This window comes from Psychrobacter sp. I-STPA10 (genome assembly GCF_021012795.1).
GTDB lineage: Bacteria > Pseudomonadota > Gammaproteobacteria > Pseudomonadales > Moraxellaceae > Psychrobacter.
This window is the reverse complement of sequence record NZ_VFYU01000018.1, coordinates 66,167-88,524: the sequence shown is the minus strand read 5'-3', so window position 1 is coordinate 88,524 and position 22,358 is coordinate 66,167. Positions and strand designations below refer to the sequence as shown.

The window sequence follows — 22,358 nt, the reverse complement described above, 5'->3', positions numbered from 1 at the left end:
CTTACCAACTAGCTTTGCGAACGCCTGGAACATCACCTTGCATCACACGCTCACGAAGCATGTTGCGTGATAGACCAAACTTACGGAAGTAACCATGAGGACGACCAGTTAGTCCACAGCGATTACGTAAACGTACAGGTGAAGAATTACGTGGCAATGATTGTAGTTCAAGCATTGCATCTAGACGTTCTTCATCACTTGCATTTGAATCACTGATGATGTCTTTTAGCCGTGCACGCTTCTCAGCATACTTGGCTACCATTTTCTCGCGTTTTAATTCGCGATTAATCATGCTTTTTTTAGCCATAATGTATCTGTCCTTTAGACTTATTTAAATGGGAAGCCAAATGCTTTTAATAATGCCCGACCTTGCTCATCAGTAGTCGCAGTTGTCGTGATAGTCACGTCAAGACCACGAATACGATCAATCTTATCGAAATCTACTTCAGGAAAAACGATTTGTTCTTTGATACCTAAAGAATAGTTTCCACGACCATCAAATGCTTTGGGTGAAAAACCTCGGAAGTCACGGATACGAGGAATTGCAATAGCAATGAGACGATCCAAGAATTCGTACATTCTTTCACCACGTAGGGTTACTTTACAACCAATTGGCCATTCTTCACGGATTTTAAAGCCAGCAACTGATTTACGAGCTTTTGTTACGACTGGTTTTTGACCAGCAATCGCTGTCATATCAGCCAATGCACCTTCAAGAATTTTCTTATCTTGTGCGGCACCACCAACACCCATGTTTAGTGTAATTTTAGTGATTTTAGGCACTTGCATTACATTGTCTAAACCAAGCTCTTGTTGGATCTGCTGCTTTAATTCGTCGTTGTATTGAGTTTTTAATCTTGCCATTACTATTACACCCTTAGTGTTTTACGCAGTCGCCACTTCTTCACCATTTGAGCGAAATACACGTTTTTTTGTGCCATTTTCATCAAATTGGTAAGAAATACGATCAGCTTTTTGGGTTTGCGCATTATAAATTGCGACATTAGAAATATGTAAAAAAGCTTCTTGTTTAACAATACCACCCTCAGCACCAGTCGCCTGATTTGGCTTTTGATGTTTGGTGACGATGTTAATGCCTTCTACTTTGACTCGGTCTTGCTTGATAGATAGGATAGTGCCTTGCTTGCCTTTATCTTTGCCAGCAATGACAATTACCGTATCGCCTTTACGTAATTTTGCCATGGGTTACCTCACAATACTTCAGGTGCAAGTGATACAATTTTCATAAATTGATCACCACGTAGTTCACGAGTTACCGGTCCAAAAATACGAGTTGCAATCGGTGCTTTGTTTTGGTTAAGCAAAACAGCCGCATTATCATCAAAACGTAGTACAGAACCATCAGGACGGCGTACACCTTTTTTAGTGCGTACCACCACTGCATTCATCACGTCGCCTTTTTTAACACGACCACGTGGAATGGCTTCTTTTACTGTGACTTTGATAATATCACCAACTGATGCATAACGACGATGAGAACCGCCCAGCACCTTGATGCACTGAACTCGCCTTGCACCGCTATTGTCAGCAACTTCCAGCATTGTTTCAGTCTGAATCATCGCGTTACTCCATTGATAAGCATAGTTGATTGATGGCTGTCATAAATACGATAACCCACCAAAAAGTGGCGTATTTTAACAGCTATCTCTCAATAATGCAATTTCTTAGATTTTTTCCACTTTTTCAACAACATCTACCAAAGTCCACGTCTTAGTTTTTGAAATAGGACGGGTTTCTTTGATGCGAACAGTATCACCTTGTTGGCATACGTTGTTTTCATCGTGGGCTTTAATTTTTGTAGAACGACGGATTTGTTTACCATACATAGGATGGCGAATCTGACGCTCAACCAATACTGTAATAGACTTATCCATTTTGTTACTGACAACTTTACCAGTAACCACGCCTACGCTTTGGTTTTGTTGGTTGCTTTCACTCATGAGGCGCCTCTTTGCTTCTCGTTAATCAAAGTCTTAATCTGAGCAATCGTACGACGATTGCCTTTGATTTCATGCGTGTTACCTAACTGACCAGTGGCTTTTGCCATGCGAAGACGAAAAGCTTCTAACTGCTTTTCATCTAGTAACTGGGTCAGGTCTTCTACTGATTTATCACGTAATTCACTGATCTTCATTACATTATCGTCCGCTTAACAATGGTGGTTTTGAAAGGTAGCTTCGCAGCAGCAAGTGTCAATGCTTCACGAGCAAGCTCTTCTGAGACCCCTTCAATTTCGTATAGCATCTTACCAGGCTTGATTTCACAAACCCAATATTCTACTGGGCCTTTACCTTTACCCATACGAACTTCAAGTGGCTTTTTAGTGATTGGTTTGTCTGGAAACACACGAATCCAAATTTTACCACCACGTTTGATACGGCGTGTAATGGTACGACGAGCCGCTTCAATTTGGCGTGCAGTCATACGACCACGACCAATAGATTTTAGACCAATTTGACCAAAAGCAACGGTGCTTCCACGATGGGCAAGGCCCGTGTTACGCCCCTTATGCATTTTGCGAAACTTGGTACGTTTTGGTTGTAACATAGTTTACCCTCTGTCTGCGTTAGCTCTGTCCGAGTTGCGGCGATTACCACGACCACGGCGTTTTGGTGCACGCGCTTTTTCTTCTTTTTTGGCAGGATTATAAACGCTCTTCATACCATCAAGAATTTCACCACGGAAGATCCAAACTTTAACACCGATCGTACCGTAAGTAGTCTCTGCACGTACTGAAGCATAGTCAATGTCTGCACGTAATGTATGTAAAGGTACACGACCTTCACGATACCATTCTGTACGTGCAATTTCTGCACCACCAAGACGTCCTGAAAGCTCAACTTTGATACCTTGAGCACCAGCACGCATGCTGTTTTGGACAGCACGTTTCATTGCACGGCGGAACATAACACGACGCTCTAGCTGACTTGCAATACCATCAGCTACCAGACGAGCATCTAAATCAGGTGAGGTAATCTCTTCAATGTTAACTTGCGCTGGTACGCCCATCATTTTGGTGAGATGCTTTTGAAGCTTCTCGATATCTTCACCTTTTTTGCCAATGACGATACCAGGACGAGCAGTTGAAATTGTGATTTTGGCAGCGCCCGTTGGACGTTCAATCATGATATTACTGACCATGGCGTTATCTAGTGTTTTACGTAGATAATCACGCACTTGTAAATCATTAATCAAGTATTCAGAATACTGCTTTGGACTGGCATACCAATTAGCATTATGCTTTTTGATAACACCAAGACGAATTCCGATTGGATGTACTTTTTGTCCCATGAGTTATTCTCCTACCTTAACAGTGATGTGACAGGTGCGCTTGCTGATACGATCAGCACGGCCTTTAGCACGTGGTAGGATACGTTTTAGCGTAATACCTTCATCAACATAGATGGTTGAAACTTTTAAGTTATCAATATCCAAACCATGATTGTGTTCAGCATTGGCAATTGCAGAGTCTAAGCATTTTTTAACAAAGACTGCACCTTTTTTGTTGCTAAACGCAAGAATATCCAAAGCACGTTCGATTGACTTACCACGCACTTCATCAGCGACAAGTCGTACTTTTTGTGCCGAAATGGCGGCACCGCGTAGTTTTGCAGTTACTTCCATAATAAGCACCTTATCTCTTAGCTTTCTTGTCAATGCCATGACCACGATATGTACGAGTCGGGGCAAATTCACCTAGTTTATGACCAACCATCTGTTCGCTAATGATAACAGGTACGTGAGTACGACCATTATGCACAGAGATAGTTAGGCCAACCATTTGTGGCAGAATCATCGAGCGGCGCGACCAAGTCTTGATAGGCTTGCGAGATTTTGTTTCTAAAGCGTTTTCGACTTTGGCAAACAAATGCGCATCGATAAATGGACCTTTTTTCAATGAACGAGGCATGAAATTTTTCCTTTATTTCTTCTTGGCGCGACGGCGACGGATGATCATATTGTCAGTACGCTTATTATGACGCGTTTTAAGACCTTTAGTCTTCTGACCCCAAGGGCTGGTCGGATGCTTACCATTGTTACGACCTTCACCACCACCATGTGGGTGATCAACTGGGTTCATCGCTGTACCACGAACGGTAGGACGAACACCACGCCAACGAGAGGCACCTGCTTTACCAAGTGATTTTAGGTTGTTTTCAGTATTTGAAACTTCCCCAATCACTGCGCGGCATTCAACGTGCACACGGCGAGTTTCACCAGAGCGTAGGCGTAAGATAGCATAAGTACCATCACGACCTAACAATTGAACCGCTGCACCAGCAGAACGTGCCATTTGTGCACCTTTGCCAATTTTTAGTTCAATATTATGAATGACTGTACCGACTGGAATATTTTTTAGTGGCAAGCAATTACCTGGACGGATAGGAGAACCTTCGCCAGAATGTACTTTATCACCAACACTCAATTTTTTTGGTGCGATGATATAACGACGCTCACCATCTGCATATTTTAATAATGCAATATGTGCGGTACGGTTTGGATCATATTCAATACGTTCAACTGTGGCTGGAATGCCATCTTTTGTACGTTTGAAATCGATAACACGATAATGTTGCTTATGACCACCACCAATGTGACGTGTTGTAATACGTCCATTATTGTTACGACCACCTGATTTACCTTTTGCTTCAACCAGCGGCGCATATGGACGACCTTTGTAAAGGTGTGGATGCACCACTTTTTCAACAAAACGGCGACCTGGTGATGTAGGCTTTGCTTTTACGATAGGCATGAGTTGAATCCTTATTCGTTGTTCGCTGTTTCACTAGCAGAATCTGTAGTATTCACTACGTCTTCACCAGCATCAGCCCCAGTTAAATTCTGATTGGCTACATCTTGACCAGCTTTTAAAGACACATAGGCTTTTTTGTAGTCATTACGACGACCTATAGTGCGTCCAAAACGCTTTGTTTTACCTTTAACATTTAAGGTGTTCACTTTGGTGACTTCAACACCTTCAAACATTAACTCGACTGCTTTTTTGATTTCACGCTTGGTGGCGTTGGTATCTACTTTAAATACCTGAACACCATAAGAGTCACCTAACAGCTGAGATTTTTCTGAGAACACAGGCCCTTTTAAGACCTGATAAAGTCTTGCGTTGTTCATGCTAGTGCTTCCTCAAATTGTTTCGCTGCGTCAACAGACATGATGACTTTGTCAAACGCAATCAAGCTAACAGGGTCGACTTCATTGGTGCCAAGTACATTCACATGTGGAATGTTACGAGCAGCCAAATATAAGTTTTCGTCAACTTCATTGGTCACGATTAGAGCCTTTGGCGCATCTAGCTCAGCTAATTTGCTAACCAGCTCTTTGGTTTTTGGTGCAGAGATCTTAAGCTCTTCTACTAATACCAAACGATCTTGGCGTACTAGCTCAGCTAAGATACATTGCATCGCACCACGATACATTTTACGGTTTACTTTTTGTGACCAGTCTTGTGGTTTAGCAGCAAATGCTCGACCACCACTGCGCCAGATTGGGCTGCGGATAGAACCTGCACGTGCACGTCCTGTCCCCTTTTGACGCCATGGCTTTTTACCACCGCCAGAAACTTCTGCACGCGTTTTTTGAGCACGCGTACCTTGACGTGCGCCTGCCAAATAGGCAGTCACAACTTGGTGTACTAGGGCTTCGTTGAATTCACGACCAAATGCCGTGTCAGATAGCTCAATCGCCGCGCCTGTAACAGTTTTTAAATTCACGTTAATCCCCTTGCTTAGGCTTTGATTGACGGACGTACGATGACATCACCACCATTGGCACCTGGGATGGCACCTTTGATGACCAGTAGACCTTTTTCAGCATCGACAGATACGACTTCCAGTCCTTGTACAGTCACACGCTTGTTACCCATCTGACCTGGCATTTTTTTGCCTTTAAATACACGACCAGGTGTCTGGTTTTGACCAGTTGAACCTAGGACACGATGCGATACTGAGTTACCATGGGTGGCATCTTGCATGCTAAAGTTATGGCGTTTTACACCACCTTGGAAGCCTTTACCTTTGCTCTGGCCTGTGACATCAACTAACTGACCTGTTTCAAATAGATCAGCCAAAATCTCGCCACCAACTTCACGACCTTCTAACTCGCTTTCGTCAACACGAAATTCCCAAACACCGCGTCCAGCTTTAACACCCGCTTTTGCAAAGTGTCCTTTTTGAGCTGCAGTAACTCGACTGTCACGACGTTCACCTGTCGTAACTTGGATAGCTTGATAACCATCTGTGTCTGTCGTTTTTACTTGAGTAATGCGGTTTGCATCGACCTCGACTACTGTGACAGGAATAGAAACTCCTGCTTCAGTGAAGACTCGGGTCATGCCGCATTTTTTACCGACTAAACCGATCGCCATTTTAAACCTCTTTATATCTTCTATTAATGGATTGGAGTATTGTGTAAAGCTTGCATTAACCTAATGCAATCTGTACATCAACCCCTGCCGCTAAGTCTAACTTCATCAACGCATCCACGGTTTTGTCGGTTGGTTGCACAATATCAATCATACGCTTATGAGTACGGATTTCGTACTGATCACGGGCATCTTTATTGACATGTGGCGATGTTAGGACGTTGAAACGCTCGATGCGAGTAGGCAACGGGACAGGACCGCATACTTGCGCACCAGTGCGCTTTGCGGTATCGACAATCTCTTGTGCCGACTGATCAATCAATCTATGATCAAATGATTTTAGTCGGATACGGATTCTCTGGTTAGCCATGCCAGCAAGCTCCTAATAATTGCTTTTGCCATATATCTATAAAAGTGATGATGACAAATAGGCGTTTTTGTTAACTATTTAACTTGTTAAAGGTGTCATTAACATAAAAAGACACGCTATAAAAAGCAGAATAAATTTATTCCTTGCCAGCCATTTCCTTGTTTTGGAAGGCAGCAAAGACAGATAGTTTATTGCCAGAATCGATGCTCTGGCTGTCACTGCGTGATTCATTGCAAAGCCATATATTTACTACTTAATTGTTAGTAGCTTTTTACTTAACTATTACTAGCTACTTTCAGTCAAGTTTATATGTTTTGTAGCTTTGCACACGCTTACGTAATTTAGTGGTATATATTATACATAGATTTTATAAAATTGCAAGGATGTATTTAATATGCCCTGTTGATGCAATAACATCTACGATCATTGTATTAACTGCTTAATTTTATCCTGATCGTTGATATATTTATCTATTAAAGTATGCAACTCATCTTCGTTTTGTATGCGACTTAAGTCTTCACCATACCATTGCTGCATTTGTTCTTTAGTGATGGTCAATTCTCTGTTTGCAAAATTATAGCGAATCCAGTCAACATTTTGAATTAAAGCGAACAGATAGGTTGCAGTATAAACAACGATTTGTGGTTGCTGCTGCGGTGATTCGCTACCATCATAGTTTAATATGATGCCATAAGGTCGCTGTTGGGTGACTAATTCAAAATCCTTGGAGTAGCCTGTGACAGGTAAACCATTTAATATGCTACCAACGGCTGTGCTGTTACCAACATAAGCATTTTTATATTGGAATAAATCTGGCTGAGGAGCAGTATTTTTTGTGTCACACCCACTGATCATTAAAGTCGCTAATAATAGACAAGATGATAGTGTTAGTAGCCTTTTTTGTTGCATGACATTCTTCCTAACCTAATAAGTAGTCACTACTTAAATAGTATTTAAAATACTGTATTACTAAATATTTTAGCTATCAAAATATTTTTGATAGGTTAGTATCAGTATATCAATCTAAAACAATATCATACTGTTCTTGAGTGTATAAGTTTTCCACTTCAAAGGTAATTACTCTTCCTACTAGATATTCTAAATCTGCAACTGTATCTGCTTCACTTGATAGTAATAGGTCAATAACTGCTGCATGTGCTACAACGGTGAATTTTTTCGGTGAGTTATAGGTACGAGCGCAGCGCATGATTTCACGAAAAATCTCAAAACACACTGTCTCGGCAGTTTTGACAAATCCCCTACCCTGACAAGTATGGCAAGGCTCACATAGTTGTTGCTCTAAAGATTCACGGGTGCGTTTGCGAGTCATTTCTACCAAACCAAGCTCACTAACTTGGGTAATATTGGTTTTGGCATAATCTTGAGCTAATTGTTGCTGCAAATTGGCAAGTACATCATCTTTATGCTCTTGCTCTAACATGTCAATAAAGTCAAGAATAATGATACCACCTAGGTTACGCAGACGCAGTTGACGAGCAATGGCATGGGTGGCTTCTAGATTGGTTTTATAGACAGTATCTTCTAATGAACGCCCGCCAACAAATGAGCCTGTATTAACATCAATGGTGGTCATTGCTTCAGTTTGATCAATGATGAGATAGCCACCCGATTTCAAATCCACTCTACGTTTTAGCGCATCTTTGAGATCTTCTTCGACACGATGGATATCAAATATGGGCTGCTCACCTGTATGAAACACAATTCTAGGATAAATAAATGGTACAAATTCTTTGGCAAAACTACTGACTTGATTGTATATGGCTTCATTATCAATAATGACTTTTTCGGTGTCGGCATGTACCAAGTCTCGGATTGAACGTAGCGGTAATGACAGTTCTTGATAGATAAGCACAGATGATAACTGGGTATTCACTTGCTGCTTTCGAGCTTGAATGGTACGCCATAACTGTACTAAGTAATAAATATCTTCTTCAAGTTTATTAACAGGCACACGCTCGGCAGCGGTACGTGCAATCAACCCACCTTTAAGATCAACTGTCTGCATCAATCGACCTAACTCTTCTTTTAGCCGTGTTCGCTCTTCTTCGCTATCAATACGCTGTGAGATACCAATATGCTCACTCGAAGGCAAATACACCAAATAACGTGAGGGTAAAGAGATATTGGTAGTTAATCTTGCACCTTTTGTACCTAACTGGTCTTTAGTAACTTGTACCAGTATCTTTTGTCCTTCATAAAGTCGGTTTTGGATAAGTTCATGTTTAGCAGGCTCAGTCACCAATTTGACGGTTCTGTTATTGTTTCTACTCTGATTGTTGCCATTAAAGGAATCACTGATTGATTGTGTTAACGCATTCCCTACTTTTGTCGGTGAATCATTATCAGGACTGTCAGCAAAGTCATTATTCTCTACGGCTTGCGCTGCCAGCTTTTCGCCAATTCCTTCTTTGCTACTATTATTATTACTACTATCATACACAATATGACCATTGGCACTACTGCTGTTTTCAATAGTCACTTCATTTGGTAAATTATTATCAGGTGTCCGTATGTCAGGTAATTCAGTCAAAGTTGGGGCAGGACGAGGCAAACGCTGCATGTCATTAACATGTAGAAAAGCGGTACGAGACTGTCCAATATCAATAAATGCTGCTTGCATACCTGGCAGCACTCGTACTACAGTACCCAAATAGATATTACCCACTAAGCCTAGCTTGTTGTGCCGCTCAATATAAATCTCGCCAAGCACCCCGTTATCTAAAACTGCGACGCGGGATTCCATGGGACTGACATTAATGAGCAGCTCTTCTGACATAGGTAACCTTATAAATAGCAATAATTTAAAGAAAGTTTTGTAGTGAAATTTATATTAGTTTGACTATAGATAAAACTCAAAATGATTAAATGTCTGGTACACATTTAGCTACTAACTAATAAATACTAAAACTTCAAATTTCTCTTTTTAGGGTTTTAAAGTTATTAACGCTTTAATATTGAGCCATAGTGTAGCAAAGGTATGATGTGATTAGCCAGTAAATGCTAAACAGATAAGAGTGATAAAAAGGCAATTACTTATGAGTAATCGATGGATTGCATAGCATTTAACACTTGCAATGTCTGCGCTAATGGTAGACCAACCACATTGGTATAGCTGCCATTAATGGATTTTACCCACGCTGCTGCCCGTCCTTGAATGGCATAACCACCTGCTTTATCTTGTGGCTCACCAGTATGCCAATAGTCTTGCATCATCTGCTTAGTTAACGCAATAAAATTTACCTGAGTTTTTTCTAAAATCTGCTCAGATTTAATAAGGTTATGTTGGGATTGATTAGGTTTCACTAAACTAATACATACTGCTGTCCATACTTCATGGGTACTATTAGACATGGCTTGCCACATTTGCATCGCATGTTGTTGATCATTGGGTTTAACTAATATCGTTGTACCATCTGCTAATACTCCAATGGTATCAGCAGTGATAATAATATAAACGTCATTAACAGGGATTGTTGTCGCAATTTTGTTCATTGCTGCCTGCGCTTTTTGGGTTGCCATACGCGCAATATAATCGGTAGGTAACTCACCAACAGCAATACTTTCATCTATATCTACAGATAGAGTAGAAAAATTAATACCAGCAGTGATCAACAGCTCTTTGCGACGTGGAGAACTTGAAGCTAAAAAAATCGGCAGCATAATGTACCATTCATGATGTGGTAAATAAGATTAGAAAAAATACTATAGACAATAGATAGTAGCAAATAGAAGTAAGATCAAAATTAATAAAAACCAAATTAACAACAATGAATCGCTAAAATATAAATATAATATTGTTGCTTACTTGTTTAATATCATCAATATCCTAGCGATTCACATATTGTAATACTAGGTAAACCAATGGCCATGTTGCTATACTAACTAACATCGCTATGGCACTGTTACTGACAAATATATTTTGACCAATATATTGTAAAATCCATAAACTAAGCTGAAACACAAACAAACTAAGACTTGCTAATATCCACGCTGTTATTGGGGTTAATTGCTTTAAATAAATACTACTTAATTTAATGACGAACGCTACCATCACCGCAGCAAACGCTTGTTGACCCAAACGAGTATCTAATAATAAATCCGCACTTAACCCTATTAAAAATGCCACAAATACCCCAACATAGCGAGGCTGAAACATCAACCAGAAAATTAATACCATGATCAAAGCCATGGGACGCATACTGGCAGTAGAAATATTAAAAGGGTAAACATTTATGGCAGAGGCAATCATAAAACTTGCCATAATGACAACAACTGTGGATGCTGATGAAGAGGTCAAAGACGACTTATCCATAAAACCTCCTCCTTGGTTAGGTAAATATATCTTAACTTTATCTACAACAAATCTAATACAATTTACTATAAAGCTAGCAGGGGTAGATAATAAAGGTAGGACAGCAAACCTAGTTGGTTATGCTATTATCAAACACATTATTAGATGGCTTGTCTTGTAAAATCAACACAAATGAACCATTAATAAAATCTGCAGCAGGCTTTACTCTGATACTCATAAAATTGTCATTTTGCTCAGGATCAATACCTATAATACTACCAACACGATAGCCAGGAGGAAATCGCCCACCCAATCCAGATGACACTAATTCGTCGCCCACCTGCACATCAGCAGTTTTAAAAATATAATCAAGCTTTAATACATCCGGGGTACCCACGCCTGTGACCATGGCTCTTTGTCCAGTACGCTTTACCGTCACTGCTACAGATTGCTGCTCATCAGTAATCAGCAATAGACGACTGGTATTGGGGTACACATTGATAATCTGCCCCAAAACACCATTTTCATCAATGGCAGTTTGCCCAATACGGACCCCATCTTGCTTGCCTTTATTGAGCACTAAAACTTGCTTTAATGGATTGGTATCTGTACCAATAACTTGGGCTAAGTTTAAAGAGTATTGATCAGGCTTGGTGGTGGATAATATACCTTGCAGGCGAGCATTTTGCGCTAAGATATAATCTTGTTGTTGTAGCTTGGCTTGCGCATGCATCAGTTGCGTTTGCAATTTGACATTTTCCCGGCGCAATGATTCTTTGCTTGTCAATGTGCCTTGCTGCCAATGGTCTACAAAACTAGGAACAACAGAAAATTGATAGATGGGCTGCATGGCAGCATGACTGACATTACGTATTGGCGCAAACCAGTCTGGATTTTTACTATCTAATAACATCAAGACAACAGCTAACAGTAATGCTGCTGCTGTCTTGCGTAGTGACAAAGGTTGACGCGCAAATAAACTAAAAGACATAAAGAAAGTTTCGTAAGAAATACGTAGTTAACGATGCCCATAAACTCATGGGAATTCAAGCAAGTATAAGTTAAATGACTATCAATACCCTAACCTAGCTAATGTTTGTCATCTAACATCTAATTATCATATTATACAAAAATCATATTCAGACTTTTATCATTAATAAATGATAATGCCTTACCGCCACCACGACTAACACAAGTTAATGGATCATCTGCCACAAATACTGGCAAACCTGTCTCTTTAGATAACAGTGTATCAAGGTTACGCAATAATGCACCACCACCAGTAAGTACGATACCACGTTCTGCAATATCAGAAGACAACTCAGGTGGCGTTTGCTCAAGTGCTGCTTTAACTGCGCTGACAATACCACTTAATGGGTCACTGAGTGCCTTTTGAATCTCTTCTGAAGTCACCGTTAATGTCTTAGGCACACCTTCTGCCATACTACGACCACGTACTTCCACTTCAAGCTGAGCATCTTCATCTATCGCTGAACCAACCACTTGTTTGATACGCTCAGCAGTCGTTTCACCAATCACACAGCCATGAGTACGACGCACATGCGCAATGATGGCCTCATCAAACAAATCACCACCAATACGGATCGAATCGGCATAAACACAACCCGAAAGTGAAATAACAGCTATCTCCGTTGTACCACCACCGATATCAACCACCATTGAACCACTGGCTTCATGTACTGGCATATCAGCACCAATTGCCGCTGCCATCGGTTCTTCTAATAGCAATACCTTGTTTGCCCCAGCTGAAGTCACTGCCTCACGAATGGCACGACGCTCAACCAAGGTCGATTTACAAGGCACACATACCACCACATTTGGCTGTGCTAAAAAACGCTTGGCTTTGACTTTGGTAATAAAGTGCTTCAGCATTTTTTGGGTCACTTCAAAATCGGCAATCACGCCATCTTTTAATGGACGAATGGCGGTAATATTATCTGGCGTACGCCCGAGCATCTGCTTGGCATCTATACCGACCGCTGCTACTGTTGGGTTTTGAGTACGATTGCTACGCAAAGCAACCACCGTAGGCTCATCGAGCACGACACCCTTTCCAGGTGTAAAGATAAGGGTATTTGCAGTACCAAGGTCAATGGCAATGTTATTTGATAAAAATCCAAACAGGTTCATGAATCGTCTTTCCAGCGTCTTTCAAAATGTGAGGGCAAAGGGTGAGGGTTATTATAATCTATTACTTATGAAGTTATACATAAGAGTCATATTCTAATGAGGAAAATTAATATACATTTTTAAAGCAGACTAATAATAAGGTTTGACCAGTAAAATTAAGGCAAAACCATGGTAGTTAATAGTTAACTTAATGACCAAATTAGAAATTGCGCTAAATTATAACGAGAAATCACACAAAAATCATATAAAATTAATAGATAATTGTTTGGCTTAAATAATCAGTCATAAATAATTTGCAACATGATATTTCGGTGTAGGCTTTCATAACAGATTATATTGCTCAATGTTACTAAGTTACTAGGGGTGGTCAAATATTCACCGCGTTCTACTAATATTCATATAATTTTAAGAGAGATAACAGCATATCATTAGGACTTACGCAATTTTATAGATTGTCGGCGACTGTTAATCATTGTTTTTTATCAAGTGGGCTGGAGTTTTTATCAAGTAAGCTAGCTGTACGTAATTCCAGAAGCTCAATATAATACCTAGTCGCTGTATAAGGCTAATATTGTGTTTTTGCGTAAGTCCTAATGATATAAAGCTTATGCATTATAGGTTACTAATGGCTGATAATCATCATCTTTTATAATTTAAGTTGACTATATAAACTCTGACGATATGTGTTAAGACATTAGTTAATTTAACCTAAATATAAAAATTACCCATAAAAATATATATCTACAATAATTTTAAATATTTATAAATTAAATTTAGAAATACTTATCAAATCTTAATTAATCTGAAATAAAGAGACATGGTTTCTACTAAGTTATACTTGGTTTGACGCCAAAGTCATAGCATAATAGAGAGTTTTAACCAATCATTTAAAAACAACGAGCATATCATGACCACACAAAATGACACCCTAGACCATGTCAGCACTGACGATATTTTAAATGTTGCCAAATTATCACGTTTGGGTATTGATGAGACCACTGCACATAGCTATGCTGATGACATTGATAAAATCCTTAGCATGATGCAAACCATTAGCAATGTAGATACCGATGATTTGGCACCGCTTGCCAATGTGCATGAGGCTTGCCAAGAGTTGCGAGCCGATGTGGCAAATACGGATATTGACCGTGAGCTTAATCAGTCAGTTGCCCCTGCGGTTGAGCAAGGCTTATATTTAGTGCCACAAGTGATTGAGTAAGAGTTAGCCAAAAGAATTTATATTAGCAACATATTTTATCCTTAATAAAAAATAATGGATTGTACCCCTATGTCAGATTTACACACCCTTTCAGTTGCCAAACTTATCGAAGGTTTGCAAAGTAAGCAGTTTAGCAGTGTTGAGTTAACCAATCATTTTTTGCAACGTATTGACAGCTTTGATAAGCAAATCAATAGTTTTATCACTGTTACCAAAGAACAGGCGTTAGAGCAAGCCAAGTCTGCTGATAAACAACTTGCCGAAGGTGATAAGCGTCCGTTACTTGGCGTACCGATGGCTCATAAAGATATTTTTTGTACGCAAGGGGTGCTGACCACTTGTGGCTCAAAAATGTTGCATAATTTTGTTGCCCCTTATGATGCCACCATTGTAAAAAATATTAATGAGGCAGGTGCGGTGTGTCTGGGCAAACTGAATATGGACGAGTTTGCAATGGGCTCAGATAATGAAAGTTCACATTATGGGGCGGTGCATAATCCGTGGGATTTACAGCGTGTACCCGGTGGCTCATCTGGTGGTTCGGCATCGGCGGTATCGGCAGGGTTTGTACCGTTTGCGACAGGTAGTGATACGGGCGGTTCAATTCGTCAGCCTGCGTCATTTTGTGGTTTGACAGGGATTAAGCCTACTTATGGACGCGTATCTCGTTTTGGTATGATTGCTTATGCCTCAAGTCTTGACCAAGCGGGGGCGTTTGGACGTTCGGCAGAAGATTGTGCTTATTTGTTGCAACCGATGGCAGGACATGACCCACGTGATGCGACTTCGATTAATAAAGACGTGCCTGATTATGTGCAAGCGTTGCAACAGGCAGGACAACAAGCCAGTGGTAATGATAAACCATTGGCAGGATTGCGAATTGGCATTGCAAAGGAATATTTTGGTGCGGGGCTCAATGCCGATGTAGAAAAACAAGTGAAATCTGCGCTAAAACAATATGAGAATTTGGGGGCAACTATTGTTGAGGTGCATATTACTGACCCTGAAATCACGTTAGCAACATATTATATGCTTGCCCCTGCTGAGGCGTCTTCGAATTTATCACGTTTTGATGGGGTACGCTTTGGTTATCGCTGTGAAAATCCTAAAGATTTGCACGACCTTTATACTCGTTCACGCTCAGAAGGCTTTGGTGATGAGGTGCAACGCCGTATTTTGATGGGGACGTATGCGTTATCGGCAGGTTATTTTGATGCTTATTATGTGAAGGCGCAAAAGGTTCGCCGTTTGATTGTTAATGATTTTAATAAGGCATTTGAGCAGTGCGATGTGATTGCCAGCCCCACTGCCCCAACTACGGCGTATCCGCTGAATACGGCGGTTGATCCAATTACCATGTATTTGGGTGATGTTTATACAATTGCGGTTAATTTGGCGGGCTTGCCTGCGATTAGTATGCCAGCAGGGCTTAGCGATGAAGGCTTACCTGTGGGTTTACAGTTGATTGGTAAGCATTGGGACGAAGAGAAGCTGTTATCAACGGCTCATATTTTCCAACAGCATACGGATTATCATACGTTGTTATCAGGGATTGCTAAGCAAGGGGCTTGATGGTGACTATTCAATTACCCATCAAGGTAGTAATAGATACTAATATCTTGGTGGGTGCTTGTTTGGGCTCATATCAAGCAAACCAAATTATTGCTCATTGTTTATCAGGTCAATTACAACCTGTTATCGGTGCTTCGCTACTGGCTGAATACGAGGACGTATTAAGTCGTGAAGTTATTTTCGTAAAAGGTAAATTAAATTTACAAGAACGTTATGAAGTTTTAGATGCTGTGTTATCAGTTGCTTTTTGGCAACGTATTTACTTTATTTGGCGACCCAATTTAATTGATGAGGGTGATAACCATTTAATTGATTTAGCAATAGCAAGCCAAGCTAACTATCTGATAACTTATAATCTAAAAGACTTTCGACAAAGCGATTTACATTTTGATAGTTTAACAGTGTGCTTACCTGATACCATCTTGGAGTATTTATCATGACAACATTAACTTTAGAATTAAATGATGAACGTTTAAACTATCTACAAAAGATGGCTTTGTCTCAAGGGCTCAGTGTTGATGAATTGATGGATAAAACTGTCGATATGATGGTAAAAGAACATGAGGCTTATCAACGCTTTAAAACCAGAGCTAGGCAAGGTGATGTTGAGCGTGGTTTGGCATTATTGCAAAAGGCAATGAGTAAATAAAAATATGTGTAGGTTAATTTTTGCTAGTTTACCCTAATTTACCACTTGACTAGAAGTCACAATAATCATGAGGGATATTATGGAAATTGCTCTTGAGAAACTACCAATAGAAGAACGTGTGTCTCTTGTTTGGGATATTTGGGATAGCATTGCAGATGATCCAAACAATGCCCATAATTTACCCTTAGATGATAATCAAAAACAAACCTTAGATAAGCGTCTGGCAGATATCGAGAACCATGGGTTTCAAGGTAGAGATTATCAGGACGCTCTGACTAAATTGCGAGAAGGCTTATCAAGCTCGGTAACTGACAATGAGTTTTAGACTGTTAATCAGCGAGCAGGCAGAGCAAGATATGATAGAGCTTGCTCACTGGTATGAAAGTCAACAAGTTGGATTAGGCAACCGTTTCATTGATGAGCTTGAAAATACTTTTAAAATTATTCAGAACACACCACAAATATATGTGGTTGTTTATCGCGATGTACGACGAGGATTATTGAGAAAATTCCCTGTAATGGTGCTTTATTTAATAGACAATCATACAATTCAAGTGATTGCAATTATGCATGCAAGCCGTAATCCGCTACGTTGGCAAGATAGAGTTGATGTATAGCCCATATTTTATAGCTAGTAATTTTTGGAAAGGTTATGCTATTGCTAACCTTGCCCTACGCTACTAAAGAAAGAGGCGTTTGAGTGAGTAAAATTGATAGTATCAATGTTGATGACTTATGGCAAAACGACCTTGATAAGTATTTATTTATCGAAAATATCATACAGGAAAGATTTATCGAGCTATTACATGAGTTGGGGCAAGATATTGATGACTGGGTCATTCCATTTTTCAATACTTTTTATGGCAATGGCGAAAAAATGATGGATGCCAATCCAATATTCTCTGCAAAAAACAAAAGTAAGAATTATATTATTAGAGTCATAATCTATGAAGAAAACAGTATGGGGTTTTCAACTTATGCAAGTGATTTTGATGGTATACCCATGAGTACAATATGGATAACTCCTAAACATATGGATAAAATTGAAGATTTTTTTATACAGGCAATTAAATAAAAAGCCTAGATATTAAGGCATAGGGTGCAATAGTTAGGGTATTATCATAAGCAGTGAGAGAGTATTATTAATTACGATAGATGGTTATAGGTTAGATGATGTTACCGCTAGCCCCGATTGAAGCGGTATCCTGTACGGCTGGGCGTGTTGCGGGGGCTAGGTTTTGGGGTAGTCTCGTGGTAGCAGGAATACTCCAAACCGTGCCACCGCCACGCCTAGACGTGCAGATATAAGCGAAAAGCGGGAAATAGCTACCAAAATGGCTACTATATAATCAGTAATAAGGCATTGAGTTAAAAAATATAGTTAGGTTGTTAGATGATTTTATAGGTTTGATTTTTACGATATTTTTGGTTTTTTATTTTTTTTAATTGTTAATGATAGTAGGTTTTATGATGGATATGACTGAGTTTGCGGTACGTGAGGATTTGTTGGTCGATGGCTATGAGGTGGTTATCGGGCTTGAGATTCATTGCCAATTAAATACGGATAGTAAGATTTTTTCAAGCTCTCCAACTGAGTTTGGGCAAGAGCCGAATACGCAGGCAAATATTGTGGATTTGGGTTTGCCCGGTGTGTTGCCTGTGTTAAATGAGGGCGTGGTTGAGCGGGCGTTAAAGTTTGGGCTTGGGGTGAATGCTGAGCTTGGGCTTTATAATACGTTTGACCGTAAGAATTATTTTTATCCTGATTTGCCAAAGGGTTATCAGATTACGCAGATGGCTAATCCGATTGTGGGGCGTGGCTATATTGATGTGGTGGTCAATGAGGGTGAGGATAATGAGTATGCGAAGCGGATTGGGATTACGCGTGGGCATTTAGAGGAAGATGCGGGTAAGTCGGTGCATGATGCGGTGGCAGGTATGACGGGGGTGGATTTGAACCGTGCGGGTACGCCACTGATTGAGATTGTGTCTGAGCCTGATATGCGTTCGACCGCGGAGGCGATTGCTTATGTGAAGGCGATTCATCAGTTGGTGACTTGGCTTGGGATTTCTGATGCAATTATGGCGGAAGGGTCGTTCCGTTGTGATTGTAATGTGTCGGTGCGTAAGCCAAATGCTCCTCTTGGTACTCGTTGTGAGCTGAAAAATTTGAATTCGTTTCGCTTTATTGAGCGGGCGATTAATCGAGAGATTGAGCGTCAAATTTCTGTGATTGAGTCTGGTGATAAGGTGGTGCAGGCAACTCGTTTGTATGACCCTGATGCTGATGAGACTCGCTCGATGCGAACAAAGGAAGAGGCGAACGATTATCGCTATTTCCCTGACCCTGATTTGTTGCCGGTGCGTATTGAGCAAGAGACGGTGGATAAGATTAAGGCGGATATGCCTGAGTTGCCTGTGGCAAGACGTGAACGCTTTGAGCGTGAGCTTGGGTTGTCAGAATATGATGCACGTATTTTGACAGCAAGTCGTGAGCTTGCGGATTATTTTGAGGCGGTATTGACCCATTCTGATAAAAAACACGCTAAGCTTGCGACAAATTGGATTATGGGTGAGCTGATGGGGGCGTTAAATAAGGAAGATAAAACGATTACTGATTCTCCCATTTCGGCTGAGCAGTTGGCTAGTTTGCTAAAACGTTTAGATGATAATACGCTGTCAGGAAAGCTTGGCAAGAAGGTGTTTGCGTCGCTTTATGAGGGTGAAGGTGGCGATTCAGCCGATGCGGTGGATAAAATCATTGAGGCAAAAGGCTTAAAGCAGGAAACTGATACTGGAGCGATTAAGGCGATGGTTGAAGAGGTGATTGCTAATAATCAGGCGATGGTCGATGAGTATAAAGGCGGTAAGGAAAAGGCGTTTAATGGTCTGGTCGGTCAGGTAATGAAGGCTAGCCGTGGTAAGGCAAACCCACAACAGGTGAATCAGATTTTGAAGGAGTTGTTGGGGTAGTAAGGTCAGAAGCCTTAATAAGCCCTTACTAAACAAGCTTTTATAGACCTTTATAGGCTCAGTTATTAGGCACTGCTATGACGCTATCTGATAAACACTTAAAAACACTTGGTTGGCTTGCCAGTTTATGTGCCATTGCCATGTATGTGTCCTACATTGACCAGATACGTTTAAATTTATCAGGGGCAAAAGGGTCGCTTATTTTGCCTTTGGTGACGATGTTTAATTGTATTTTGTGGATTAGTTATGGCTGGCTACGAGATAAAAAGGATTTTCCGATTATCATGGCAAATGTTCCCGGTGTGGTGTTAGGGTTGATATGCTTTGTAACGGCTCTTTAGTCTTGGCTGTCTGTTTAGGTTATTATTAGTGCTTAGCTCAAATAGCTCTTGCAAATCTTAGTAAAATGAGTATAATATCCAGTCCATCGGGGCGTAGCGCAGTCTGGTAGCGCACCACACTGGGGGTGTGGTGGTCGCAGGTTCAAATCCTGCCGTTCCGACCAAATATTTAAGAAAGTCAGTAACTTAGGTTGCTGGCTTTTTTGTTTTTAGGTGTTATTACTATTTCAATAATTCTCTTTTACGAATAATCAATAAAATCTATCCGTTGCCGACGCACATAAAAGTATAAAAATATCCAAAAGATAAGATTGGCTTCATTAAATGTTGCAGCCCCTACCCAGCTCTGTAGTGGCTGAGGTAATAACTTAGCAATTAGTATAATCAGTATGGAAAATAATACAGGATTTATCCATACTGCCCAACGAGGCAATAAAGTCTGACGACGATAAACCAGCACTGCCCAAAAAATATAGACCGCAGCCAAGCTGCCCATTGCCATCATCCAGTTAATCATCAATATTTGCTCAAAGCCTTTTGCAGTCTCAAGTAAGGTGGCATGTGCACTGCTATCAGTCGCTAATATGGCTTTGTATATTTCACCCACATAATAAAATCCAGCGTGCCCAATTGGGTGGAAACAGAGCGATACTATCCATAACAGAATCAGGGCAACCCCATACTTTTTGGCGGTTGGCTTGATGAGTTGCCACACAGCAAATAGGGCATAGGCATAAAAAGGTAAACTGGCAACAGCAAGCATTGCGCCCCATTGTAAACGCTGTGTTGAACCAGTGAGCATATAGGTAGCAAGCTCAACATCAACTTGGCTCGCATAGGTCTCTGCAAATAATGGATAATCATTAGGATTGACAGCAAATCCGACCAGTAACATATCCCCAATACACCAACAGATAGCGGCAAATATGCCTGATAATAGCGACCAATGGACATATTGATTCGTACGATATATCATAACTATCCCCTTGATATTAAACAACTAATTAAATGATAATAACATTCATTATCATTTAATTGTAAGCTTAACCATATCATTGTCAAGGGTATTTAAAGCAGTTATATTTGGAGTACTAATAAAGGCTGCCCTGTGAGATGCTGTTTAGCCCTGATTGTCACACTTATCCTTGCCTGCTTACTGTGTTGCTGTGTTATCATTTGATTGTTGAGTAGAATCATCATCTTGGTATACACTTTCTTTATCCACTTTACTGGGTTTTGCATACTCATCTTCTAACATATCTTGTATATTTTGCCCAAGAATGCGTACTTTATAATCACCAAGAGTAAATTTGATATACAGCACTTGTACCCAAACGATGAACGTAACTGCCAATGGCGTTGCTAAAGCAATACCCAAAAACCCTGTCAAAGAACCCATCACAACCTGAGATATTAATAAGGCGACAGGGGGCAAATTAACCAGTTTTTGCTGAATCAAGGGAGCAATAACATAACTCTCCAACTGCTGCACAATAATCATCATCACAATCACCCATAGCACCATATCTGGAGTGAATAGTATGGCTATAAGAATGATGGGAATGGCAGCTATCCAAGGTCCTAAAACTGGAATAAAATCAAGTAAAAAGGAAATAAAACCCATGGCAAGGGCAAAAGGAATGTCCATCCACCACAGCGCAACACTGGTACATACACCAACAAAAAGCATCACCACAAACTGCCCCAGTAACCATTGACGCAAGGCTTTATAAGTTTGATTAAATAAATAACGACCTTTATCACGTTTTGCAGGCGGTATTAATGCAATAAAGCTATTAACATAAATACTCGGTGAAATGGCTAAAAAAATACCCAGTAACATAATAATCATAAAGTTACTAAGCCCACCCATCACACCTGACAAGAGACTGGGCATAAATGCCATGGCTTTACTGATGGCATCTTGTAAAGGATTAAAACGCTCATTTTGTTCTAGCCAATCACTAATCTGATTCATATAAGGCGTTTGGGCGACATACTCTTCTACACGCTCAACAGCTGCTGGTAAGGCAGTTTTCATCTCTTCAAGCTGTGCCAAAAGCTCTTGACCAAACAAAGTTACAAAGCCTGTAAATACAGCAAAAATAAGTAGTAGCACCAATGCCACCATCACACCATGAGGGATATGTTGTAGCCATTTACCAACAACTGGCAAGTTTCGTAACCCTGATACTAGGCTTAAAATAAACACTGCCATTAATATGGAGGCAAAAATTAATAGCCATACTCGAGTTAACAGCCACAAACTGAGCATAAAGGTAATGACCATGACGACCATAAATATAAAGGATTTTTGTGCTTTAAGTGACTGCATGATAGATAGTCTCATCTAAATGAAGGAAAAATAATG

General features: G+C 40.3%; 33 protein-coding genes and 1 tRNA gene. 11 read left to right on the top strand and 23 right to left on the bottom strand.

Features of this window, described 5'->3' with window-relative positions; all coding sequences use genetic code 11:
- Nucleotide 1 precedes the first annotated feature (1 nt).
- From rpsN to FHK89_RS09065, 21 genes are all read right to left on the bottom strand, one after another.
- Entirely contained in the window at nt 2–307 is a 306-nt protein-coding gene (rpsN, locus tag FHK89_RS09165) for a 30S ribosomal protein S14 (protein WP_230659266.1), read from the bottom strand.
- Between the two features lie 20 nt (nt 308–327).
- Nucleotides 328–864, bottom strand: a complete 537-nt coding sequence (gene rplE, locus FHK89_RS09160; RefSeq protein ID WP_230659264.1) for a 50S ribosomal protein L5 — start codon at nt 862–864, stop codon at nt 328–330.
- A gap of 21 nt (nt 865–885) precedes the next feature.
- Nucleotides 886–1,203, bottom strand: a complete 318-nt coding sequence (rplX, locus tag FHK89_RS09155; RefSeq protein ID WP_230659261.1) for a 50S ribosomal protein L24 — start codon at nt 1,201–1,203, stop codon at nt 886–888.
- Between the two features lie 8 nt (nt 1,204–1,211).
- Nucleotides 1,212–1,580 (bottom strand): 50S ribosomal protein L14, encoded by a 369-nt coding sequence (rplN, locus tag FHK89_RS09150; protein WP_227429908.1) that lies wholly within the window; start codon nt 1,578–1,580, stop codon nt 1,212–1,214.
- 105 nt (nt 1,581–1,685) lie between these two features.
- Complete coding sequence (rpsQ, locus tag FHK89_RS09145) at nt 1,686–1,961, bottom strand: 30S ribosomal protein S17 (RefSeq protein ID WP_230659259.1); 276 nt, start codon at nt 1,959–1,961, stop codon at nt 1,686–1,688.
- A complete protein-coding gene (rpmC, locus tag FHK89_RS09140) occupies nt 1,958–2,155 on the bottom strand; it encodes a 50S ribosomal protein L29 (protein ID WP_230659257.1) in 198 nt (65 codons plus the stop codon). Before rpmC ends, rpsQ begins: the two co-directional genes overlap by 4 nt.
- Nucleotides 2,155–2,568 carry a 50S ribosomal protein L16 gene (gene rplP / locus FHK89_RS09135; RefSeq protein WP_230659255.1) on the bottom strand — a complete coding sequence of 138 codons (414 nt, stop codon included), beginning with the start codon at nt 2,566–2,568 and terminating at the stop codon, nt 2,155–2,157. Before rplP ends, rpmC begins: the two co-directional genes overlap by 1 nt.
- 3 nt (nt 2,569–2,571) lie before the next feature.
- Nucleotides 2,572–3,312, bottom strand: a complete 741-nt coding sequence (gene rpsC, locus FHK89_RS09130) for a 30S ribosomal protein S3 (RefSeq protein ID WP_230659253.1) — start codon at nt 3,310–3,312, stop codon at nt 2,572–2,574.
- Between the two features lie 3 nt (nt 3,313–3,315).
- Nucleotides 3,316–3,645 (bottom strand): 50S ribosomal protein L22, encoded by a 330-nt coding sequence (gene rplV / locus FHK89_RS09125; RefSeq protein WP_227429913.1) that lies wholly within the window; start codon nt 3,643–3,645, stop codon nt 3,316–3,318.
- Nucleotides 3,646–3,655: 10 nt separating this feature from the next.
- Nucleotides 3,656–3,931, bottom strand: coding sequence for a 30S ribosomal protein S19 (rpsS, locus tag FHK89_RS09120; protein WP_230659251.1), 276 nt, complete (start codon nt 3,929–3,931; stop codon nt 3,656–3,658).
- A gap of 12 nt (nt 3,932–3,943) precedes the next feature.
- Nucleotides 3,944–4,774, bottom strand: coding sequence for a 50S ribosomal protein L2 (rplB, locus tag FHK89_RS09115; RefSeq protein ID WP_230659249.1), 831 nt, complete (start codon nt 4,772–4,774; stop codon nt 3,944–3,946).
- A gap of 11 nt (nt 4,775–4,785) precedes the next feature.
- Nucleotides 4,786–5,151 carry a 50S ribosomal protein L23 gene (gene rplW, locus FHK89_RS09110; RefSeq protein ID WP_230659247.1) on the bottom strand — a complete coding sequence of 122 codons (366 nt, stop codon included), beginning with the start codon at nt 5,149–5,151 and terminating at the stop codon, nt 4,786–4,788.
- A complete protein-coding gene (gene rplD, locus FHK89_RS09105) occupies nt 5,148–5,750 on the bottom strand; it encodes a 50S ribosomal protein L4 (RefSeq protein WP_230659245.1) in 603 nt (200 codons plus the stop codon). Before rplD ends, rplW begins: the two co-directional genes overlap by 4 nt.
- Before the next feature lie 14 nt (nt 5,751–5,764).
- A complete protein-coding gene (gene rplC, locus FHK89_RS09100) occupies nt 5,765–6,403 on the bottom strand; it encodes a 50S ribosomal protein L3 (protein ID WP_230659244.1) in 639 nt (212 codons plus the stop codon).
- Nucleotides 6,404–6,458: 55 nt separating this feature from the next.
- Nucleotides 6,459–6,770: a 30S ribosomal protein S10 gene (rpsJ, locus tag FHK89_RS09095; protein ID WP_003656991.1), complete on the bottom strand. Its 312-nt coding sequence runs from the start codon at nt 6,768–6,770 to the stop codon at nt 6,459–6,461.
- 423 nt (nt 6,771–7,193) lie between these two features.
- On the bottom strand, nt 7,194–7,679 hold the full coding sequence (locus tag FHK89_RS09090) for a DUF4825 domain-containing protein (RefSeq protein ID WP_230659242.1): 486 nt from the start codon (nt 7,677–7,679) through the stop codon (nt 7,194–7,196).
- A 109-nt stretch (nt 7,680–7,788) separates the two neighbouring features.
- Nucleotides 7,789–9,567 carry an Rne/Rng family ribonuclease gene (locus FHK89_RS09085; RefSeq protein WP_230659240.1) on the bottom strand — a complete coding sequence of 593 codons (1,779 nt, stop codon included), beginning with the start codon at nt 9,565–9,567 and terminating at the stop codon, nt 7,789–7,791.
- A gap of 257 nt (nt 9,568–9,824) precedes the next feature.
- Complete coding sequence (locus FHK89_RS09080; RefSeq protein ID WP_230659238.1) at nt 9,825–10,451, bottom strand: Maf family protein; 627 nt, start codon at nt 10,449–10,451, stop codon at nt 9,825–9,827.
- Nucleotides 10,452–10,617: 166 nt separating this feature from the next.
- On the bottom strand, nt 10,618–11,103 hold the full coding sequence (mreD, locus tag FHK89_RS09075; protein ID WP_230659236.1) for a rod shape-determining protein MreD: 486 nt from the start codon (nt 11,101–11,103) through the stop codon (nt 10,618–10,620).
- 109 nt (nt 11,104–11,212) lie between these two features.
- Nucleotides 11,213–12,073, bottom strand: coding sequence for a rod shape-determining protein MreC (gene mreC, locus FHK89_RS09070; RefSeq protein ID WP_230659234.1), 861 nt, complete (start codon nt 12,071–12,073; stop codon nt 11,213–11,215).
- A 131-nt stretch (nt 12,074–12,204) separates the two neighbouring features.
- Nucleotides 12,205–13,233, bottom strand: a complete 1,029-nt coding sequence (locus FHK89_RS09065; protein ID WP_230659232.1) for a rod shape-determining protein — start codon at nt 13,231–13,233, stop codon at nt 12,205–12,207.
- A gap of 907 nt (nt 13,234–14,140) precedes the next feature.
- Between FHK89_RS09065 and gatC the strand changes: the two genes are divergently transcribed.
- The 11 genes from gatC to FHK89_RS09015 all read left to right on the top strand — a co-directional run bounded on the left by gatC (nt 14,141) and on the right by FHK89_RS09015 (nt 20,151).
- On the top strand, nt 14,141–14,452 hold the full coding sequence (gene gatC, locus FHK89_RS09060; RefSeq protein WP_230659230.1) for an Asp-tRNA(Asn)/Glu-tRNA(Gln) amidotransferase subunit GatC: 312 nt from the start codon (nt 14,141–14,143) through the stop codon (nt 14,450–14,452).
- 69 nt (nt 14,453–14,521) lie between these two features.
- Complete coding sequence (gene gatA, locus FHK89_RS09055) at nt 14,522–16,024, top strand: Asp-tRNA(Asn)/Glu-tRNA(Gln) amidotransferase subunit GatA (protein WP_230659228.1); 1,503 nt, start codon at nt 14,522–14,524, stop codon at nt 16,022–16,024.
- Between the two features lie 2 nt (nt 16,025–16,026).
- Nucleotides 16,027–16,464: a putative toxin-antitoxin system toxin component, PIN family gene (locus FHK89_RS09050; protein WP_230659224.1), complete on the top strand. Its 438-nt coding sequence runs from the start codon at nt 16,027–16,029 to the stop codon at nt 16,462–16,464.
- Nucleotides 16,461–16,673, top strand: coding sequence for a hypothetical protein (locus tag FHK89_RS09045; RefSeq protein ID WP_230659220.1), 213 nt, complete (start codon nt 16,461–16,463; stop codon nt 16,671–16,673). The genes FHK89_RS09050 and FHK89_RS09045 overlap by 4 nt, the downstream gene beginning before the upstream one ends.
- Before the next feature lie 79 nt (nt 16,674–16,752).
- The gene (locus tag FHK89_RS09040; RefSeq protein ID WP_230659218.1) at nt 16,753–16,998 is read left to right on the top strand and encodes an addiction module protein; all 246 of its coding nucleotides are present in this window, start codon (nt 16,753–16,755) and stop codon (nt 16,996–16,998) included.
- Nucleotides 16,988–17,290, top strand: a complete 303-nt coding sequence (locus tag FHK89_RS09035; RefSeq protein ID WP_230659217.1) for a type II toxin-antitoxin system RelE/ParE family toxin — start codon at nt 16,988–16,990, stop codon at nt 17,288–17,290. The genes FHK89_RS09040 and FHK89_RS09035 overlap by 11 nt, the downstream gene beginning before the upstream one ends.
- An 83-nt stretch (nt 17,291–17,373) precedes the next feature.
- Nucleotides 17,374–17,748, top strand: coding sequence for a hypothetical protein (locus tag FHK89_RS09030; protein WP_230659215.1), 375 nt, complete (start codon nt 17,374–17,376; stop codon nt 17,746–17,748).
- A 98-nt stretch (nt 17,749–17,846) separates the two neighbouring features.
- On the top strand, nt 17,847–17,981 hold the full coding sequence (locus FHK89_RS14890) for a hypothetical protein (RefSeq protein WP_268992950.1): 135 nt from the start codon (nt 17,847–17,849) through the stop codon (nt 17,979–17,981).
- A 159-nt stretch (nt 17,982–18,140) separates the two neighbouring features.
- Complete coding sequence (gene gatB, locus FHK89_RS09025; protein WP_230659214.1) at nt 18,141–19,646, top strand: Asp-tRNA(Asn)/Glu-tRNA(Gln) amidotransferase subunit GatB; 1,506 nt, start codon at nt 18,141–18,143, stop codon at nt 19,644–19,646.
- 77 nt (nt 19,647–19,723) lie between these two features.
- Complete coding sequence (locus FHK89_RS09020) at nt 19,724–19,987, top strand: SWEET family sugar transporter (RefSeq protein WP_230659212.1); 264 nt, start codon at nt 19,724–19,726, stop codon at nt 19,985–19,987.
- A gap of 87 nt (nt 19,988–20,074) precedes the next feature.
- Nucleotides 20,075–20,151, top strand: a tRNA-Pro gene (locus FHK89_RS09015).
- Between the two features lie 77 nt (nt 20,152–20,228).
- On the opposite strand, the gene FHK89_RS09010 is transcribed toward FHK89_RS09015, so the two are convergent.
- Both FHK89_RS09010 and FHK89_RS09005 read right to left on the bottom strand, forming a co-directional pair.
- Nucleotides 20,229–20,963: a DUF6796 family protein gene (locus tag FHK89_RS09010; RefSeq protein ID WP_230659210.1), complete on the bottom strand. Its 735-nt coding sequence runs from the start codon at nt 20,961–20,963 to the stop codon at nt 20,229–20,231.
- 177 nt (nt 20,964–21,140) lie between these two features.
- Entirely contained in the window at nt 21,141–22,322 is a 1,182-nt protein-coding gene (locus FHK89_RS09005) for an AI-2E family transporter (protein ID WP_230659208.1), read from the bottom strand.
- Nucleotides 22,323–22,358: the final 36 nt, after the last annotated feature.

Bases quoted from the DNA above. Each gene is read 5' to 3' on its own strand.
- rplW (WP_230659247.1), bottom strand. From the start codon at position 5,151: ATGAACAACGCAAGACTTTATCAGGTCTTAAAAGGGCCTGTGTTCTCA.
- FHK89_RS09005 (WP_230659208.1), bottom strand. From the start codon at position 22,322: ATGCAGTCACTTAAAGCACAAAAATCCTTTATATTTATGGTCGTCATG.
- FHK89_RS09020 (WP_230659212.1), top strand. From the start codon at position 19,724: ATGACGCTATCTGATAAACACTTAAAAACACTTGGTTGGCTTGCCAGT.
- rpmC (WP_230659257.1), bottom strand. From the start codon at position 2,155: ATGAAGATCAGTGAATTACGTGATAAATCAGTAGAAGACCTGACCCAG.
- mreD (WP_230659236.1), bottom strand. From the start codon at position 11,103: ATGGATAAGTCGTCTTTGACCTCTTCATCAGCATCCACAGTTGTTGTC.
- rpsN (WP_230659266.1), bottom strand. From the start codon at position 307: ATGGCTAAAAAAAGCATGATTAATCGCGAATTAAAACGCGAGAAAATG.
- rplC (WP_230659244.1), bottom strand. From the start codon at position 6,403: ATGGCGATCGGTTTAGTCGGTAAAAAATGCGGCATGACCCGAGTCTTC.
- FHK89_RS14890 (WP_268992950.1), top strand. From the start codon at position 17,847: ATGTTACCGCTAGCCCCGATTGAAGCGGTATCCTGTACGGCTGGGCGT.
- rplE (WP_230659264.1), bottom strand. From the start codon at position 864: ATGGCAAGATTAAAAACTCAATACAACGACGAATTAAAGCAGCAGATC.
- FHK89_RS09090 (WP_230659242.1), bottom strand. From the start codon at position 7,679: ATGCAACAAAAAAGGCTACTAACACTATCATCTTGTCTATTATTAGCG.
- gatB (WP_230659214.1), top strand. From the start codon at position 18,141: ATGATGGATATGACTGAGTTTGCGGTACGTGAGGATTTGTTGGTCGAT.
- FHK89_RS09045 (WP_230659220.1), top strand. From the start codon at position 16,461: ATGACAACATTAACTTTAGAATTAAATGATGAACGTTTAAACTATCTA.
- FHK89_RS09085 (WP_230659240.1), bottom strand. From the start codon at position 9,567: ATGTCAGAAGAGCTGCTCATTAATGTCAGTCCCATGGAATCCCGCGTC.
- rpsQ (WP_230659259.1), bottom strand. From the start codon at position 1,961: ATGAGTGAAAGCAACCAACAAAACCAAAGCGTAGGCGTGGTTACTGGT.
- FHK89_RS09035 (WP_230659217.1), top strand. From the start codon at position 16,988: ATGAGTTTTAGACTGTTAATCAGCGAGCAGGCAGAGCAAGATATGATA.
- rpsJ (WP_003656991.1), bottom strand. From the start codon at position 6,770: ATGGCTAACCAGAGAATCCGTATCCGACTAAAATCATTTGATCATAGA.
- FHK89_RS09040 (WP_230659218.1), top strand. From the start codon at position 16,753: ATGGAAATTGCTCTTGAGAAACTACCAATAGAAGAACGTGTGTCTCTT.
- rpsC (WP_230659253.1), bottom strand. From the start codon at position 3,312: ATGGGACAAAAAGTACATCCAATCGGAATTCGTCTTGGTGTTATCAAA.
- rplV (WP_227429913.1), bottom strand. From the start codon at position 3,645: ATGGAAGTAACTGCAAAACTACGCGGTGCCGCCATTTCGGCACAAAAA.
- rplP (WP_230659255.1), bottom strand. From the start codon at position 2,568: ATGTTACAACCAAAACGTACCAAGTTTCGCAAAATGCATAAGGGGCGT.
- mreC (WP_230659234.1), bottom strand. From the start codon at position 12,073: ATGTCTTTTAGTTTATTTGCGCGTCAACCTTTGTCACTACGCAAGACA.
- FHK89_RS09080 (WP_230659238.1), bottom strand. From the start codon at position 10,451: ATGCTGCCGATTTTTTTAGCTTCAAGTTCTCCACGTCGCAAAGAGCTG.
- rplX (WP_230659261.1), bottom strand. From the start codon at position 1,203: ATGGCAAAATTACGTAAAGGCGATACGGTAATTGTCATTGCTGGCAAA.
- gatA (WP_230659228.1), top strand. From the start codon at position 14,522: ATGTCAGATTTACACACCCTTTCAGTTGCCAAACTTATCGAAGGTTTG.
- rplB (WP_230659249.1), bottom strand. From the start codon at position 4,774: ATGCCTATCGTAAAAGCAAAGCCTACATCACCAGGTCGCCGTTTTGTT.
- FHK89_RS09010 (WP_230659210.1), bottom strand. From the start codon at position 20,963: ATGATATATCGTACGAATCAATATGTCCATTGGTCGCTATTATCAGGC.
- rplN (WP_227429908.1), bottom strand. From the start codon at position 1,580: ATGATTCAGACTGAAACAATGCTGGAAGTTGCTGACAATAGCGGTGCA.
- rpsS (WP_230659251.1), bottom strand. From the start codon at position 3,931: ATGCCTCGTTCATTGAAAAAAGGTCCATTTATCGATGCGCATTTGTTT.
- gatC (WP_230659230.1), top strand. From the start codon at position 14,141: ATGACCACACAAAATGACACCCTAGACCATGTCAGCACTGACGATATT.
- FHK89_RS09065 (WP_230659232.1), bottom strand. From the start codon at position 13,233: ATGAACCTGTTTGGATTTTTATCAAATAACATTGCCATTGACCTTGGT.